At 69.5% G+C, this 18,045-nt stretch carries 9 protein-coding genes and 1 tRNA gene; 9 read left to right on the top strand and 1 reads right to left on the bottom strand.

Annotation, left to right across the window (positions count from 1 at the left end; translation table 11 throughout):
• Positions 1-179: 179 nt before the first annotated feature.
• The 9 genes from dnaA to BN159_RS22190 all read left to right on the top strand — a co-directional run bounded on the left by dnaA (position 180) and on the right by BN159_RS22190 (position 12,760).
• Positions 180-2,096, top strand: coding sequence for a chromosomal replication initiator protein DnaA (gene dnaA, locus BN159_RS22230; RefSeq protein ID WP_015659251.1), 1,917 nt, complete (start codon positions 180-182; stop codon positions 2,094-2,096).
• An 870-nt stretch (positions 2,097-2,966) separates the two neighbouring features.
• Positions 2,967-4,097, top strand: coding sequence for a DNA polymerase III subunit beta (dnaN, locus tag BN159_RS22225; protein WP_041819648.1), 1,131 nt, complete (start codon positions 2,967-2,969; stop codon positions 4,095-4,097).
• Between the two features lie 128 nt (positions 4,098-4,225).
• Positions 4,226-5,101, top strand: a complete 876-nt coding sequence (gnd, locus tag BN159_RS22220; RefSeq protein WP_015659249.1) for a phosphogluconate dehydrogenase (NAD(+)-dependent, decarboxylating) — start codon at positions 4,226-4,228, stop codon at positions 5,099-5,101.
• 35 nt (positions 5,102-5,136) lie between these two features.
• On the top strand, positions 5,137-6,258 hold the full coding sequence (gene recF / locus BN159_RS22215; RefSeq protein WP_015659248.1) for a DNA replication/repair protein RecF: 1,122 nt from the start codon (positions 5,137-5,139) through the stop codon (positions 6,256-6,258).
• Positions 6,255-6,785, top strand: a complete 531-nt coding sequence (locus tag BN159_RS22210; protein WP_015659247.1) for a DUF721 domain-containing protein — start codon at positions 6,255-6,257, stop codon at positions 6,783-6,785. Before recF ends, BN159_RS22210 begins: the two co-directional genes overlap by 4 nt.
• Positions 6,786-7,172: 387 nt before the next feature.
• A complete protein-coding gene (gyrB, locus tag BN159_RS22205; RefSeq protein ID WP_193384287.1) occupies positions 7,173-9,218 on the top strand; it encodes a DNA topoisomerase (ATP-hydrolyzing) subunit B in 2,046 nt (681 codons plus the stop codon).
• 42 nt (positions 9,219-9,260) lie between these two features.
• Positions 9,261-11,843, top strand: a complete 2,583-nt coding sequence (gene gyrA, locus BN159_RS22200) for a DNA gyrase subunit A (protein WP_015659245.1) — start codon at positions 9,261-9,263, stop codon at positions 11,841-11,843.
• A 17-nt stretch (positions 11,844-11,860) separates the two neighbouring features.
• A complete protein-coding gene (locus BN159_RS22195) occupies positions 11,861-12,595 on the top strand; it encodes a DUF3566 domain-containing protein (protein ID WP_015659244.1) in 735 nt (244 codons plus the stop codon).
• 88 nt (positions 12,596-12,683) lie between these two features.
• A tRNA-Ile gene (locus BN159_RS22190) sits at positions 12,684-12,760 on the top strand.
• 1,190 nt (positions 12,761-13,950) lie between these two features.
• Here BN159_RS22190 and BN159_RS22185 read toward each other — a convergent pair.
• Positions 13,951-17,907 carry a WD40 repeat domain-containing protein gene (locus tag BN159_RS22185; RefSeq protein ID WP_015659242.1) on the bottom strand — a complete coding sequence of 1,319 codons (3,957 nt, stop codon included), beginning with the start codon at positions 17,905-17,907 and terminating at the stop codon, positions 13,951-13,953.
• Between the last annotated feature and the right edge of the window lie 138 nt (positions 17,908-18,045).

Raw genomic sequence — 18,045 nt, 5'->3', positions numbered from 1 at the left:
CCATCCGGTCAAACCAGGGGCCGCCGGGAGACACTATCCACAGCCTGGGGACAACAACTTGAACCGCACCCGTCGCCCTGACTACCGTGGCTGAACTCCGATTCGCCCGTCCCACCCGATTTGAATCCCGACCCGTCCCACCATCACACGTTCGTGGGACCCGTGAGAGAGCGTGCCCTGTGGCTGACGTACCTGCCGATCTTGCCGCAGTGTGGCCACGAGTACTCGAGCAGCTCCTCGGCGAGGGCCGCGGACAGGGTGTCGAGGCGAAGGACGAGCACTGGATCCGCCGCTGCCAGCCGCTGGCTCTCGTCGCGGACACCGCCCTGCTCGCCGTACCGAACGAGTTTGCGAAGGGCGTACTGGAGGGCCGGCTCGCCCCGATCGTCAGCGAGACCCTCAGCCGCGAATGCGGCCGCCCGATCCGGATCGCGATCACCGTCGACGACTCCGCCGGCGAGCCCCCGGCCCCGCCGGCACCCCCCGCCCGCCCCCAGCCGCGCTACGAGGAACCCGAACTCCCCTCCGGACCGTACGAGGGCTACGGCCGCCACCGCGGCGCCGACGGCGACGCCTACCCCTCCCGGCCCGACCAGGGCGACCAGCTCCCCACGGCCCGCCCCGCCTACCCCTCCGAGTACCAGCGCCCCGAGCCCGGCGCCTGGCCGCGCCCGCAGCAGGACGAGTACAGCTGGCAGCAGCAGCGCCTCGGCTTCCCCGAACGCGACCCCTACGCGAGCCCGTCCCAGGACTCCTACGGCCAACCACCGCAGGACTACCGCCCGCAGTCCATGGACCGCCCCTCTTATGAGGGACAGCGCGCCGACTACGACGGCCAGCGCCCGGACTACGACTCCCCGCGCGGGGACTACGACAAGCCACGCGGGGACTACGACGGCGGCCGCCCCAACTACGACCAGCGCGACGCCCGCCGGGACCTCCCCGAGCCTTCAACGGGCCCCGCCCACCGCAGCGGACCGGCCGCCCCCGCACTGCCCTCCGCCAGCGGCGCCCCCGGCCCGCTGGCCGCGCAGCCCGCACCCGCCACCGGACCCGGCGAACCGACCGCACGCCTGAACCCGAAGTACCTCTTCGACACCTTCGTGATCGGCGCGTCGAACCGTTTCGCCCACGCGGCCGCGGTCGCCGTCGCCGAGGCACCCGCCAAGGCGTACAACCCCCTCTTCATCTATGGGGAGTCCGGGCTCGGCAAGACCCACCTCCTGCACGCGATCGGCCACTACGCGCGGAGCCTCTACCCCGGCACGCGCGTGCGCTACGTGAGCTCGGAGGAGTTCACCAACGAGTTCATCAACTCCATCCGCGACGGCAAGGGCGACAGCTTCCGCAAGCGGTACCGCGAGATGGACATCCTGCTCGTCGACGACATCCAGTTCCTCGCGGACAAGGAGTCGACGCAGGAGGAGTTCTTCCACACCTTCAACACGCTCCACAACGCCAACAAGCAGATCGTGCTCTCCAGCGACCGGCCGCCCAAGCAGCTGGTCACGCTGGAGGACCGGCTGCGCAACCGCTTCGAGTGGGGACTGATCACCGACGTCCAGCCGCCCGAGCTGGAGACGCGGATCGCGATCCTGCGCAAGAAGGCGGTGCAGGAGCAGCTCAACGCCCCGCCGGAGGTGCTGGAGTTCATCGCCTCCCGGATCTCGCGCAACATCCGCGAACTGGAGGGCGCGCTGATCCGGGTGACGGCATTCGCCTCGCTCAACCGGCAGCCGGTGGACCTCGGCCTGACCGAGATCGTCCTCAAGGACCTGATCCCGGGCGGCGACGACTCCGCCCCGGAGATCACCTCCACGGCCATCATGAGCGCCACCGCCGACTACTTCGGCCTCACCGTCGAGGACCTGTGCGGCACGTCGCGCGGCCGCGCACTGGTGACCGCCCGCCAGATCGCCATGTACCTCTGCCGCGAGCTGACGGACCTCTCCCTGCCGAAGATCGGCGCCCTCTTCGGCGGCCGCGACCACACCACGGTCATGCACGCCGACCGCAAGATCCGCAATCTGATGGCCGAGCGGCGCTCCATCTACAACCAGGTCACCGAGCTCACCAACCGCATCAAGAACGGCTGACAGCCGCTTCTGTACGGCGTCCAGGGCGCCCTCCGGAGTCGATCCGGGGGGCGCCCTTCGTCATGTCCCGCCTCCGTGAACGCCACCCGGTGTTCGATTACTCGCCGGGTTACGGCCGCTCTCCACAGATTGGGCCACTTTCTTCCGTCCACATCCTGGGGACTGCCGAGTTGTCCAGATAATGTCCACAGGCCGTGCTGTTGAAAGACCATCAGCCCAGCTCAGCCGCCTGTGGATTCGTGGACAAAGGATCTCCACAGGCTGTGGACAACGAGCTGATCCACAGGCTGTGCAGAAAGTTGTCCACCGACAACCCACAGGCTGAGGCGAGTTGTCCCCAGCGATCCCCAGCTTCTCCACATCACTCTCCACTGTTCGGCAACGTGACGCGCCTTCTCACCGCGTCGAGTGAAAGGCGTCACACAAAGGTGCCGGGTTGGCCTGTGGGAAAGGTGGGTAAAGCTGGGGACGCCGCTGGGGACAACTCGCCTCAGCCTGTGCATGGGGTGTGCAGAACTTTCTGTTCTCCACAGAAACGGCCGGTTGTCCACTGGCTCCGCCCACAGGACCAGTGGACAAAATTCCCGCTCTGAGCTGGGCAAACGAGGTTATCCACCGTTTCCACAGCCCCTACTACTACTCCCAACTAGAGAGAGCTGGGATTTCGTTTCGAAGGGGGCCCTGTGCACAACTCGCCGTCCGGCTCCCGGCTACCCCTCGTCACGACTTGACCCCGAGAGGCACCTACTGTCAGTGCCGTGCGTCAGACTGTTCCCCGGTGACCTTCCCCTCACAGGGACCGACGACACCGAGACAGACGACGAAGCCAGGCAGGGCGAGAAGCGCCGGCAACAGCAGGAGGCGGCAACAGTGAAGATCCGGGTGGAACGCGACGTACTCGCGGAGGCCGTGGCCTGGGCGGCGCGCAGCCTCCCGGCCCGCCCGCCGGCGCCTGTCCTCGCCGGCCTGCTGCTGAAGGCGGAGGACGGCCAGCTGAGCCTGTCCGGCTTCGACTACGAGGTCTCCGCGCGGGTCTCGGTGGACGCCGAGGTCGAGGAGGAGGGCACGGTCCTCGTCTCCGGCCGGCTGCTCGCCGACATCTGCCGCGCTCTGCCCAACCGGCCGGTGGAGATTTCCACAGACGGTGTACGGGCGAGCGTGGTCTGCGGCTCCTCGCGATTCACACTCCACACACTGCCTGTGGAGGAGTACCCGGCGCTGCCGCAGATGCCGTCGGCGACCGGCACGGTTCCCGGTGAGGTCTTCGCCTCCGCCGCCTCCCAGGTCGCGATCGCCGCGGGTCGGGACGACACCCTGCCGGTGCTCACCGGTGTGCGCATCGAGATCGAGGGCGACCGGGTCACCCTGGCCTCCACCGACCGGTACCGGTTCGCGGTCCGTGAGTTCCTGTGGAAGCCGGAGAACCCGGACGCCTCCGCGGTGGCCCTGGTGCCCGCGAAGACGCTGCTGGACACCGCCAAGGCGCTGACCAGCGGCGACAGCGTGACGCTTGCGCTGTCGGGGTCCGGTGCCGGTGAGGGCCTGATCGGTTTCGAGGGCGCGGGGCGGCGTACGACGACCCGGCTGCTCGAGGGTGACCTGCCGAAGTACCGGACGCTCTTCCCGACCGAGTTCAACTCGGTCGCGGTGATCGAGACGGCGCCCTTCGTGGAGGCCGTGAAGCGTGTGGCCCTGGTCGCCGAGCGGAACACCCCGGTGCGGCTCAGCTTCGAGCAGGGTGTGCTGATCCTGGAGGCCGGTTCCAGCGACGACGCACAGGCTGTGGAGCGTGTGGACGCGCAGCTGGAGGGCGACGACATCTCGATCGCCTTCAACCCGACCTTCCTGCTGGACGGCCTGAGCGCGATCGACTCCCCGGTGGCGCAGCTGTCGTTCACCACGTCCACGAAGCCCGCGCTGCTGAGCGGCAAGCCCGCGCTGGATGCCGAGGCGGACGAGGCGTACAAGTACCTGATCATGCCGGTCCGCCTGAGTGGCTGACGGCAACACCGCAGGTCGGGGCATACGTTTGAGCGCGTATGCCCACAGGTGTGCGTGACCGTCCGGGTTTAGGCTCGGACGTAGGTACCACGGTGCCACTCACGCCACAGCAACCTAAGGAACAACTGATGGAGCTCGGTCTCGTCGGCCTCGGCAAGATGGGCGGCAACATGCGCGAGCGGATCCGCCGCGCGGGCCACACCGTCGTCGGATACGACCGCAACCCGGACCTCGCGGATGTCCACAGCCTGGAAGAGCTTGTGGGCAAGCTCAAGGGCCCGCGCGTGGTCTGGGTGATGGTCCCGGCCGGTGCGGCCACCCAGTCGACCGTCGACGAGCTCGCCGAGCTTCTGGAGCCCGGGGACGTCGTCGTGGACGGCGGCAACTCGCGCTGGACGGACGACAAGAAGCACGCCGAGGAGCTGGCCGCCAAGGGCATCGGCTTCGTGGACTGCGGTGTCTCCGGCGGCGTCTGGGGCCTGGAGAACGGCTACGCGCTGATGTACGGCGGCGACGTGGAGAACGTCGCCAAGGTGCAGCCGATCTTCGACGCGCTCAAGCCGGAGGGTGACCTGGGCGCGGTGCACGCGGGCAAGGTCGGCGCGGGGCACTTCGCGAAGATGGTCCACAACGGCATCGAGTACGCGATGATGCAGGCCTATGCCGAGGGCTGGGAGCTGCTGGAGAAGGTCGACTCGGTGACCGACGTCCGGGAGGTCTTCCGTTCCTGGCAGGAGGGCACGGTCATCCGTTCCTGGCTGCTGGACCTCGCGGTGAACGCCCTCGACGAGGACGAGCACCTGGACAAGCTGCGCGGTTATGCACAGGACTCCGGCGAGGGCCGCTGGACTGTGGAAGCCGCCATCGACAACGCCGTACCGCTCCCGGCGATCACGGCGTCTCTGTTCGCGCGGTTCGCGTCCCGTCAGGACGATTCGCCGCAGATGAAGATGATCGCGGCGCTGCGGAACCAGTTCGGCGGCCACGCGGTCGAGAAGAAGTAAGCACCCGGACACTGGGGGAGGTCGGCGAAACGACCATGCACGTCACGCATCTGTCGCTGGCCGACTTCCGCTCGTACGCCCGGGTCGAAGTTCCGCTCGACCCGGGCGTCACCGCTTTCGTGGGCCCGAACGGCCAGGGCAAGACGAATCTCGTCGAGGCCGTCGGCTATCTCGCCACCCTCGGCAGTCACCGCGTCGCCTCCGACGCCCCGCTGGTGCGCATGGGCGCCGACCGTGCGGTGATCCGGGCGCAGGTCCGCCAGGGCGAGCGGCAGCAGCTGGTGGAGCTGGAGTTGAACCCGGGCAAGTCCAACCGCGCCCGCATCAACAGGTCCTCGCAGGTCAGACCGCGGGACATCCTGGGGATAGTGCGGACGGTCCTGTTCGCGCCGGAGGATCTGGCGCTGGTCAAGGGCGACCCCGGTGAGCGCCGCCGTTTCCTGGACGAGCTGATCACCGCGCGTTCCCCGCGTATGGCGGGGGTGCGCTCTGACTACGACCGGGTCCTCAAGCAGCGCAACACCCTGTTGAAGACGGCGGCGCTGGCCCGGAGGCACGGCGGCCGTTCGATGGACCTGTCCACCCTCGACGTCTGGGATCAGCATCTCGCGCGCGCGGGCGCCGAACTGCTCGCCCAGCGTCTGGACCTGATCGCCACGCTCCAGCCGCTGGCGGACAAGGCGTACGAGCAACTCGCGCCCGGTGGCGGCCCGCTGGCGCTGGAGTACAAGCCGTCCGCGCCCGGTGAGGCGCACACGCGTGAGGATCTGTACGGGCAGTTGACGGCCGCGCTGGCGGACGCCCGGAAGCAGGAGATCGAGCGGGGCGTGACCCTCGTGGGACCGCATCGGGACGATCTGCTGCTCAAGCTGGGGCAGCTGCCCGCCAAGGGGTATGCCTCGCACGGCGAGTCCTGGTCGTACGCGCTGGCGCTGCGGCTTGCTTCGTACGACCTGCTGCGGGCCGAGGGCAATGAGCCGGTGCTGGTGCTCGACGACGTGTTCGCCGAGTTGGACACCCGTCGGCGGGAGCGGCTGGCGGAGCTGGTCGCGCCCGGGGAGCAGGTGCTGGTGACGGCGGCGGTCGACGACGATGTGCCGCATGTGCTGGCGGGGGCGCGCTATGGCGTGTCCGAGGGGACGGTGGAGCGCGTATGACCGCCGAGGAGCCGAAGAAGTCCCCCGAGCCGTCCGGTGTCGACCTCGCGCGCGTGGCGCTGAGGGCGGCCAAGGAGCAGGCACGCGCGCGTGGGGACGCGCAGCAGCAGAAGAAGCAGGCGCGCCGCGGTGGCGGTCTGCGCTCGGGCGCGCGCGCCGACGGCCGTGACCCCATGGCGCTCGGCGCCGCCATCAACCGGCTGATCACCGAGCGTGGCTGGGAGACGCCGGCCGCGGTGGGCGGGGTGATGGGCCGCTGGCCGCAGATCGTGGGCCCGGATCTGGCGAAGCACTGTGTGCCGGTGACGTACGACGAGGACGAGCGGGTGCTGGTCGTGCGGTGCGACTCGACGGCGTGGGCGACGAATCTTCGGCTGCTCGCGCCTCAGTTGGTGGCCCGGCTGAACGAGGATCTCGGGCACGGCACGGTCAGGGCGATCAAGGTGCTGGGCCCCGGTGGCCCCGAGCGTCGCTACGGCCCCTTGAGGGCCCCGGGCAGCACTGGCCCCGGCGATACCTACGGGTGACGTACATCACGTGAGCTGGGCGGGAGGCGTTCCGTTCGCATGCCTGCGCGCGGTGGGGAGTGCCCTCGCGCGGGCGACCTGACTCCCAAGTAGCAAAGGGTTGACACCTCGAAGCGCTGAGTGCCGCTGTGAGCCTCTTGGAGCCCTGCTCCGTATATGGGGACCCGGAAGACGCCGGTTGAGGGCGGCACATGAGGACTCAGGTACCGGCAAACCCCCATCACTGTCAGCGCTACCGGTAGACTGGAAGCTAATCCCGCCCCAAACGTGGGGACCGCCCGGGAAAAGCTGAGCAACGCTGATCAAGGCTTACCAACGCAACATGCCGCAGCCGCTCCGGCAACCTGCCGACGAGCCTGGCTCGTGCTGTGCCAGAAAGGGCGCTTCGTGGCCGATTCCGGCAACCCCAACGAGAACATCCCGTCCACCGACGCCGTGGCAGGCGTACCCGAGGCAGGCGCCACGGCGTACGACGCGAGTGCCATCACCGTCCTCGAGGGTCTGGACGCGGTTCGCAAGCGACCCGGTATGTACATCGGTTCGACCGGCGAGCGCGGACTGCACCACCTTGTGCAGGAGGTCGTCGACAACTCCGTCGACGAGGCGCTGGCCGGGCACGCTGACACGATCGACGTGACGATCCTCGCCGACGGCGGTGTCCGGGTCGTCGACAACGGCCGTGGCATCCCGGTGGGCATCGTGCCGTCCGAGGGCAAGCCGGCCGTCGAGGTCGTGCTGACCGTGCTGCACGCGGGCGGCAAGTTCGGCGGCGGCGGCTACGCGGTCTCCGGCGGTCTGCACGGCGTCGGCGTGTCCGTGGTGAACGCCCTGTCGACGAAGGTCGCCGTCGAGGTCAAGACCGACGGCTACCGCTGGACGCAGGACTACAAGCTCGGTGTCCCGACCGCCCCGCTCGACCGGCACGAGGCCACCGAGGAGCACGGCACCTCGGTCTCCTTCTGGGCCGACCCGGACATCTTCGAGACCACCGACTACTCCTTCGAGACGCTCTCGCGGCGCTTCCAGGAGATGGCGTTCCTCAACAAGGGCCTGCGGATCAACCTCACCGACGAGCGTGAGTCGGCGAAGGCCACGGCCGGTGCGGACGAGGCGGGCGAGGACGAGAAGCACGAGGTCAAGACGGTCTCGTACCACTACGAGGGCGGCATCGTCGACTTCGTGAAGTACCTCAACTCCCGCAAGGGGGACGTGGTGCACCCCACGGTCATCGACCTGGAGGCGGAGGACAAGGACAAGCTCCTGTCCCTCGAGGTCGCGATGCAGTGGAACAGCGGCTACAACGAGGGTGTCTACTCGTTCGCCAACATCATCCACACGCACGAGGGCGGTACCCACGAAGAGGGCTTCCGCGCCGCGCTGACGTCGCTGATCAACAAGTACGCGCGCGACAAGAAGCTGCTGCGCGAGAAGGACGACAACCTCACGGGTGACGACATCCGCGAGGGTCTGACCGCGATCATCTCGGTGAAGCTGAGCGAGCCGCAGTTCGAGGGCCAGACCAAGACCAAGCTGGGCAACACCGAGGTGAAGACCTTCGTGCAGAAGGTCGTCTACGAGCACCTCACGGACTGGCTGGACCGCAACCCGAACGAGGCCGCGGACATCATCCGCAAGGGCATCCAGGCGGCCACCGCGCGCGTGGCGGCCCGCAAGGCGCGGGACCTGACCCGGCGCAAGGGCCTGCTGGAGTCGGCGTCGCTGCCGGGCAAGCTCTCGGACTGCCAGTCCAACGACCCCACCAAGTGCGAGATCTTCATCGTCGAGGGTGACTCCGCCGGCGGCTCGGCCAAGTCCGGCCGCAACCCGCAGTACCAGGCGATCCTCCCGATTCGGGGCAAGATCCTCAACGTCGAGAAGGCGCGGATCGACAAGATCCTCCAGAACCAGGAGATCCAGGCGCTGATCTCGGCCTTCGGCACGGGTGTGCACGAGGACTTCGACATCGAGAAGCTCCGCTATCACAAGATCATCCTGATGGCGGACGCCGACGTCGACGGTCAGCACATCAACACCCTGCTGCTGACCTTCCTGTTCCGCTTCATGCGGCCGCTGGTCGAGGCCGGGCACGTGTTCCTGTCGCGTCCCCCGCTCTACAAGATCAAGTGGGGTCGGGACGACGTCGAGTACGCCTACTCGGACCGCGAGCGCGACGCGCTGCTGGAGATGGGCCGCCAGCGCGGCAAGCGGGTCCGTGAGGACTCCATCCAGCGCTTCAAGGGTCTCGGCGAGATGAACGCCGAGGAGCTGCGAGTGACGACCATGGACCAGGAGCACCGCGTCCTCGGCCAGGTCACCCTCGACGACGCCGCCCAGGCCGACGACCTGTTCTCGGTCCTGATGGGCGAGGACGTCGAAGCCCGCCGCCAGTTCATCCAGCGCAACGCCAAGGACGTCCGCTTCCTCGACATCTGAGTCGGTCTCAGCTGACCGCACAGGGAAGGATCTTCACCAGCAATGGCCGACGAGAACACTTCTGTCACCCCTGAAGAGGGCGGCGAACTCGCGATGCGTATCGAGCCCGTCGGGCTCGAGACGGAGATGCAGCGTTCGTACCTCGACTACGCGATGTCCGTCATCGTCTCGCGTGCGCTGCCGGACGTCCGGGACGGCCTCAAGCCCGTCCACCGCCGCGTCCTGTACGCGATGTACGACGGCGGCTACCGCCCCGAGCGCGGCTTCTACAAGTGCGCCCGCGTGGTCGGCGACGTCATGGGCAACTACCACCCGCACGGCGACTCCTCGATCTACGACGCCCTGGTGCGCCTCGCCCAGCCGTGGTCGATGCGGATGCCGCTGGTGGACTCCAACGGCAACTTCGGCTCCCCGGGCAACGACCCGGCGGCCGCCATGCGCTACACCGAGTGCAAGATGGCGCCGCTGTCGATGGAGATGGTCCGTGACATCGACGAGGAGACCGTCGACTTCACGGACAACTACGACGGCCGCTCCCAGGAGCCGACCGTCCTGCCGGCCCGCTTCCCGAACCTGCTGATCAACGGCTCGGCCGGCATCGCGGTCGGCATGGCCACCAACATCCCGCCGCACAACCTGCGCGAGGTCGCCTCGGGTGCCCAGTGGTACCTGGAGAACCCGGAGGCCTCGCACGAGGAACTGCTGGACGCCCTCATCGAGCGCATCAAGGGCCCCGACTTCCCGACCGGCGCGCTGGTCGTGGGCCGCAAGGGCATCGAGGAGGCGTACCGCACGGGCCGCGGCTCGATCACCATGCGGGCGGTCGTCGAGGTCGAGGAGATCCAGAACCGGCAGTGCCTGGTGGTCACCGAACTGCCGTACCAGGTCAACCCGGACAACCTCGCGCAGAAGATCGCCGACCTGGTGAAGGACGGCAAGGTCGGCGGCATCGCGGACGTCCGGGACGAGACGTCGAGCCGTACCGGCCAGCGTCTGGTGATCGTCCTGAAGCGGGACGCGGTCGCCAAGGTCGTGCTGAACAACCTGTACAAGCACACCGACCTCCAGACCAACTTCGGCGCCAACATGCTGGCCCTGGTCGACGGCGTGCCGAGGACCCTGAGCCTGGACGCGTTCATCCGGCACTGGGTGACGCACCAGATCGAGGTCATCGTCCGCCGTACGCGCTTCCGGCTGCGCAAGGCCGAGGAGCGGGCGCACATCCTGCGCGGTCTGCTGAAGGCCCTGGACGCCATCGACGAGGTCATCGCGCTGATCCGGCGCAGTGACACCGTCGACATCGCGCGTACGGGCCTGATGGAGCTCCTGGAGATCGACGAGATCCAGGCCAACGCCATCCTGGAGATGCAGCTGCGGCGGCTCGCCGCCCTGGAGCGCCAGAAGATCGTCCAGGAGCACGACGAACTCCAGGCGAAGATCAACGAGTACAACCAGATCCTCGCCTCCCCGGTCCGCCAGCGCGGCATCGTCAGCGAGGAACTGGCCGCGATCGTCGAGAAGTACGGCGACGACCGCAAGACGATGCTGGTGCCCTTCGACGGCGACATGTCCATCGAGGACCTCATCGCCGAAGAGGACATCGTCGTCACCATCACGCGCGGCGGCTACGTCAAGCGCACCAAGACGGACGACTACCGCTCCCAGAAGCGCGGCGGCAAGGGCGTACGCGGCACGAAGCTGAAGGAAGACGACATCGTCGACCACTTCTTCGTCTCCACCACCCACCACTGGCTGCTGTTCTTCACCAACAAGGGCCGGGTCTACCGCGCGAAGGCCTACGAGCTGCCCGACGTCGGCCGGGACGCGCGCGGCCAGCACGTCGCCAACCTGCTGGCCTTCCAGCCGGACGAGGCGATCGCCGAGATCCTCGCCATCCGGGACTACGACGCGGCGCCGTACCTGGTGCTCGCCACGAAGGCCGGTCTGGTGAAGAAGACGTCGTTGAAGGATTACGATTCGCCGCGCTCCGGCGGTGTCATCGCGATCAACCTGCGGGAGCGCGAGGACGGCTCCGACGACGAACTGATCGGCGCCGAGCTGGTCTCGGCCGAGGACGATCTGCTGCTGATCAGCAAGAAGGCGCAGTCGATCAGGTTCACGGCCACGGACGACGCGCTGCGTCCGATGGGCCGTGCCACCTCGGGTGTGAAGGGCATGAGTTTCCGCGAGGGCGACGAGCTGCTCTCGATGAATGTTGTTCGACCCGGTACGTTCGTGTTCACTGCTACAGACGGTGGGTACGCGAAGCGCACCCCCGTCGACGAGTACCGCGTTCAGGGACGCGGCGGCCTCGGTATCAAGGCCGCCAAGATCGTTGAGGACCGTGGATCGCTCGTCGGTGCGCTGGTGGTCGAGGAGACCGATGAGATCCTCGCCATCACGCTCGGCGGCGGCGTGATCCGTACGCGCGTCAACGAGGTCAGGGAGACGGGCCGTGACACCATGGGCGTCCAACTGATCAACCTGGGCAAGCGCGATGCCGTGGTCGGTATCGCACGCAACGCCGAGGCGGGCCGTGAGGCGGAGGAGGTCGAGGGCGACCTCGAATCCGCCGAGGGCGCCGTCATCGGCACGGACGAGGGTGAGGCGCCCTCGGCCGAGTAGCACGAGGAGTGAGTCACGTGAGCGGAGCCACGGGCGCCGGATCGGCCGGTACCTCTACGGGTACGGACGAGGACGGCGGCGGCCGTGGCTCCGCCGCGCAGACCACTGACTCGCCCTCGCCCGACAGGCATGGATCCCAGGGGGGAACTGTGACGGACACCCGAGGCCCGCAGGCCCAGCAGTACGCGGCCGGCCCGGCCCCGGCGGACCGGCAGCAGCCGGCGCAGGCGGTGCCGACGGCATCGCCGCTGCCCGGCGAGCGGCAGCCGCAGCCCTCCTCCGGGCCCTACCACCCGCCGCAGGCCTATCCGGCGGCCGCTCAGGCCCCCGGCGCGACCGGTGCGGTCCGCAGGCCGCGCACGGGTGCCCGGACGACGCCGCGCACCCGCAAGGCGCGGCTGCGGGTGGCGAAGGCCGACCCGTGGTCGGTGATGAAGGTCAGCTTCCTGCTCTCCATCGCGCTCGGCATCTGCACGATCGTCGCGTCGGCGGTGCTGTGGATGGTCATGGACGCCATGGGTGTCTTCTCGACGGTCGGCGGCACCATCTCCGAGGCCACCGGCTCCAACGAGTCCAACGGCTTTGACCTCCAGTCCTTCCTGTCGCTGCCGAACGTCCTGATGTTCACGTCGATCATCGCGGTCATCGACGTCGTCCTCGCGACGGCGCTCGCCACCCTCGGCGCGTTCATCTACAACCTCTCCGCGGGCTTCGTGGGCGGCGTCGAGCTGACCCTCGCCGAGGACGAGTGAGGGTCCCCGACAACCGATTTTGGGACTGCGCACCAGGTGCGCTAATCTTCAGGAGTCAGCGCGCGGGACACACACCGCAGAGCGCGGCGGGGCTATAGCTCAGTTGGTTAGAGCGCATCCCTGATAAGGATGAGGCCACAGGTTCAAATCCTGTTAGCCCCACCAGCCAAAAGGCCCCCGGACCATCGGTCCGGGGGCCTTTTGACACCAACGGCTGACACCAGCAGCCGGGTCGCGTCAGGTGGCGTGCAGGGGGCACCGTTCGTCGGCTGCCAGGTGAATGTCTCCCTCCCAGACGTAGAAGCCTCCGTCCAGCCCCCTCTGCACCTTCGGCGCCGGGGTCGGCCCATGGGGCCGCAGCGAGCTATGGCCCTGAGTTGAGACCTGGACGGGCAAGCCGCGTCAGAACGATGCCTCCGGCGGGGGATCAGCCGACACCGGGATGGAGGGGGCGCCGTTCGCGAGCGCGGGTCCGTAGTGGCGTGCGCGGGGCTGAGGAAGGACCGGCGTTGCTCAGCTCCGACGGCGGTCGGCGCGCGAGTGCAGCGACTAGGCGATTTGTTACGTACGAGTGGAGTTACTTACGTGCCCGTATGGTTGAAAAGGGGTTCGAACTCCCGTACGGGCGGGGCCCTTTCACCTGCGGATCTACTGTGATGTCCGCCAATTTGTGTCACAATCACCCGAATTGCTTGACATTGCGTAGCCAACCGGAGAAGGCTGATCTTGATGCATGCGACAGTCCGGATCGCTCTGCCGCAAGCGAGAAGCTCCGGAGGCTGAGCCCTTATGACCAGCATGACAATGAAGAGGGTCGGAGCGGCAATAGCCGCTACGGCCGCAGCATTCGCACTCGGGGTCGGCGGAGCCAGCGTCGCCCAAGCCAAGATCGCACCTGTCGATGTCTCCTGCACCAACGGCGGTGGCCAGCAGCCAGGCGGTCAGCAGCCCACCTGCACCGGTGGCGGCCTGACGCAGGACACCGAGAACCAGAACCCCGCAGGCCACGCCCCTGGCGGACACAACTGACACCCGACCCGAACCCACCAACAAGCGAGAGCCCCCTAGCCGCGGAATTCGCAGGCGGGGGGTTCACATGCGCCTGGGGCTCTTCATGCCCGGGATGAGGCCACAGGTTCAAATCCTGTTGGCCCCACAGCGAAAAGACCCCCGGTCCACATGGGCCGGGGGTCTTTTGTGTGGCTCGATGACATGGAAGACAAGAAAACGCCCGATCGCTGGCGACGGGGGATGCACCAGCGATCGGGCTGTGTCCAACAGTAACAAGGCTGGTTGAACGGCGGGAGGCGGGCGTTCGGGACCGGGTGGGGGTTGTGAGCGGGATCACGTTCCCGTCAGGGCTCGCACGGGGGGTCGTAGGAGAGGCGGGGCAGGTACTCGTCCCACTTCTCCTGGGTCAGGACGCCCCTGGTCGTGGCGCAGATGTGGCGGACGGCACGGTCGACGTCGAGGTCCCACAGGCGGACCGTGTCGGTGCCGCTGGAGACGCCGAGCAGATGGCTTCGGGGGCTGAAGGACAGGAAGTTGCCCGTCTTGGCGTTGGGGCTCATCGACTGGCCGATGGGGGCGGCGTCGGCGGGCGTGGTGACGTCCCACAGGCGGACCGTGTTGTCGTTGCCGCCGCTGGCGAGGGTGCGGCCGTCCCGGCTGAACGTCAGGGAGACCACCGCCTCGGTGTGACCGGTCAGGGTGGCGGCCGGGGCGCGGGTCCCGGCCGGGTCGGTGACGTCCCACAGGCGGACCGTGTCGTCGTCGCTGCCGCTGGCCAGGGTGCGGCCGTCGGGGCTGTAGGCGAGCACGTTGACGGGACCCTCGTGTGCGTTGAGCGCGGCGCCCAGGGACTTCGTACGGCGGGGGTCCGCGGTGTTCCACAGGCGGATCGTGCCGTCCGCGCTGCCGCTGGCGAGGGTGCGGCCGTCGGCGGAGAAGCGCAGGGCGTTGACGTAGCCGCGGTGGCCGGTGAGCGGGGCGCCGTACGGGGCCGGGCGGGCGGGGTCGGTGACGTCCCACAGCCGGAGCGTGCGGTCGTCGTAGGCGGTGGCGAGGGTGCGGCCGTCGGGGCTGAACGCGAGGGCGTCGGGGCCCATGAAGCGGGTGCGCAGGGCCAGGGGCGGGCCGTACGGGGCCGGGTGGGCGGGGTCGGAGACGTTCCACAGGTACACCGCGCGGTTGCCCGTCAGTACCGCGAGGGTGCGGCCGTCGGGCGCGAAGAGCAGGGAGCGCTGGCCGCCGTCGTCGGGCATGAACGGCTTGTTCAGGGCCTGGGGGTGCTGCGGGTCGCGGACGTTCCACAGCCGGACGCTGCCGTCGCGGGCCGCCGTGGCGAGGACCCGTCCGTCGGGGCGGAACGCGCCGCTGCGGCCGAACATGTCGGAGGTGGGGACCGACCACAGGCGCACCTTGCTGTCGCCGCTGCCGGTGGCCAGCGTCCGGCCGTCCGGACTGAAGCCCAGCGCGTACATCTCGCCGCTGCTGCCCGCCAGCGGCTCGCCGACCTGCGAGGGGTAGGCCGGATCGCTGACGTTCCACAGGCTCGCGGTGCTGTCCGCGCTGGCCGCGGCGAGCGTGGCCCCGTCGGGGCTGAACGCCACCGCCCAGATGGGGCCGGTGTGGCCGGTCAGCGGGGAGCCCAGCGCGCTGCCGCGATCCGGGTCGGAGACGTCCCACAGTCGTACGGTGTCGTCGGCGCCGCCGCTGGCGAGGGTGCGGCCGTCGGGGCTGAACGCCACCGAGTGCACCAGGTCCGTGTGCCCGGCCAGGCGCCTGGCGTACGGCTTCGGGCGGCTCGGGTCGGTGACGTTCCACAGGCGGATCGTGTCGTCGTCGCCGCCCGCGGCCAGGGTTTCGCCGTCCGGGCTGAACGCCACCGAGCGGACGGCGGCGCCGGCGCCGGTCAGGGTGCTGATCGTCCTCGGGCGGTCCGGGCCGTCGACGTCCCACAGGCGGACCGTGCGGTCCTCGCCGGCGGAGGCCAGAGTGCTGCCGTCGGGGCTGAACGCGATCAGGTAGACCGTGGCCCTGTGCCCGGTCAGGGGCGTGCGCAGGGCCTTCGGGTGCCGGGGGTCGCGGATGTCCCACAGGCGGATCGTGCCGTCGTCCGAGGCGCTGGCGAGGGTGCGGCCGTCGGGGCTGAAGACCGCGCTGCTCACCCAGCTCGTATGGCCGTACAGCGGCTTGCCCAGGGGTGTGGGGCGGCCGGGATCGCTGACGTCCCACAGGCGGACCGTGCGGTCGTAGCTGGCGGTGGCCAGGAGCTTGCCGTCGGGGCTGAAGGAGGTCAGGTAGACGGCGCCGGTGTGGCCGAGGAGCGGTGTGGCCAGCGGGGCGTTCACGATGGAGACCAGCCGGTTGGCGGTGCCCTCGTCGTCCGGGCGCAGCCGGTGCGCCACCAGGTCGAGCTGCGCCGACAGCGACGGGTCGGTGTACTGGACCCGGTCCGCCTCGGCGACCACCTGTTCGAACACGGCGTCGTTGCGCTGCTGCCAGGCCACCACCGCCGAACCCACGGCCACCAGCGCCAGCACCACCAGCGCCGACACCGCGCCCCGGCTGATCAGCAGGGAGCGCCGGCGCAGCCGTACGGAGGCGGACAGGAACTCCACCGCGCTGCGAGTCAGGAAGGTGTCGCCGGCGGACTTCGCCCAGGTGTGCGCCTGGTCGAGCCGGGAGCCCCGGTAGAGCAGCGCGGAGTCGCGGTGGGAGTCCTCCCAGGCGCGGCCGTCCTCCTCCAGGCGCTGGCGCAGCAGGTTGCCGCCGCGGTCCTCGTCGATCCACTCGCGCAGCCGGGGCCAGGCGTGCAGCAGCGCCTCGTGGGTGATCTCCACGGTCTCCGCGTCGAGGGTGACCAGACGGGCCTGGACCAGCGCTTCGAGGGACTCCTCCGTCTTGCCGGGGTCCGTCGACTCCGCCGCGAGCTGGCGCCGGGTGCCGCGTCTGCGGGTGGCCTGGGTGTCCTCGCCGAGGCGCACCAGCCTCAGCAGCAGCAGCCGGGCTGCCGTCCGGGCCGCCGGGTCAAGACCGGACCAGGCCTGCTCGGCGGTCGCCGCGACCGCGCCCTGGATCCCGCCGGCGGCCCGATAGCCGGCCAGGGTCAGCCGGCCGGACTTGCGGCGCTGCCAGGTGGCGAGCAGGGCGTGGGAGAGCAGGGGCAGCACCCCGGCGTCATGCGCGCCGCGCGGGCCGTCGGCGCTGACCTCGCGGACGATCAGCTCGGCGAGGCCGGGCTCCAGTTCCAGGCCAACGGCCTTGGCCGGACCGTTCACCGCCTCGCGCAGCTCGGCGCCGGACAGCGGGCCGAGGACCATGTGCCGGTGCTGGAGGGCGTCGGCGAGCTCGGGGTAGCCGAGGCACTGTTCGTAGAAGTCGGCCCTTATGCCGAGGACGACCAGGGCGGGGGCCGGGCCGCCGTCCTCCTCGGGGGCGGACGCGGCGTGCAGGAGCTGGATGAAGGTGTGCCGGTCGCGCTCCTCGGCGCAGAGGGTGAAGGTCTCCTCGAACTGGTCGACGATGACGACCGGGCGGCCACCCGCGGGCGAGGTCTGCCCGGCCCACGCCGTGACGGCCGCGCGCACGGCCCGGGTGAAGCGCTCGGTGCCCGCCCGCTCCCCGGCCGCCTCGGCGAGTCCGGGGATCCGCCGGGTCAGCTCGGCGACCGGATCGGCACCGGGGACCAGCTGGAGCACCTCCCGCTCGGTGTCCAGGGCGCCGTCCCGTACGGCGGGCACCAGACCGGCGTTGAGCAGGGAGGACTTCCCGGCGCCCGAAGCGCCGACCAGCATCAGCAGTCCGCCGGAGCGTTCCGCGGCCCGTAGCCCGGCGATCAGGGAGGCGGTGCTGCGCTCCCGGCCGAAGAACCAGCGGGCGTCCTCCTGGCGGTAGGAGGCGAGGCCCCGGTACGGGCAGACGATCGGGACGGCCGGTGCCTCGGCCGGGGGCTCCTCGGGTACCCCGACCGGGTCCGCCACCGCCCGTTCCCACAGGAGCTGCCACTGCACCATGTCGTACAGGCCCGGGGACACCGGCGAGGGCCTCGCGCGCCGGGCGTGCGGGACGAGGACATGCAGGACGGCGGCCAGGGCGGCGAAGTGGGCGGGCACGTTCTTCGCCCGCCGCCAGTCGCTGATGCGCTGCGCGGACACCCGTACCGGACGCCCCCGCTCGTCCACCCGCTGGAGCTGGACGACCGCTTCGGACACCCGCTTGAGGGGTGGGTTGCCGGCCTCCCGGTACAGCAGGGCAAGGCGTTCCGCGAAGGCTGTGCGTGCCCCTGAGTCGGAGCTCAAGGCCTCCACCCCTTACTTTCCCCGCACCTGGACGTCCGGACCGGAAAACTCACTTTATACGGCTGACCTGGGCGTAAGCCCTTCACGGAAAACCGGAACCTCCTCGGGACGGGCCCCAACTGGCAGGATCACACCGGGTAGCCAGTT

Source organism: Streptomyces davaonensis JCM 4913 (assembly GCF_000349325.1).
In the GTDB taxonomy this organism is placed as follows: domain Bacteria; phylum Actinomycetota; class Actinomycetes; order Streptomycetales; family Streptomycetaceae; genus Streptomyces; species Streptomyces davaonensis.
Note: the sequence above shows the minus strand (reverse complement) of the source record. Positions and strands in the feature narration are given on the sequence as shown.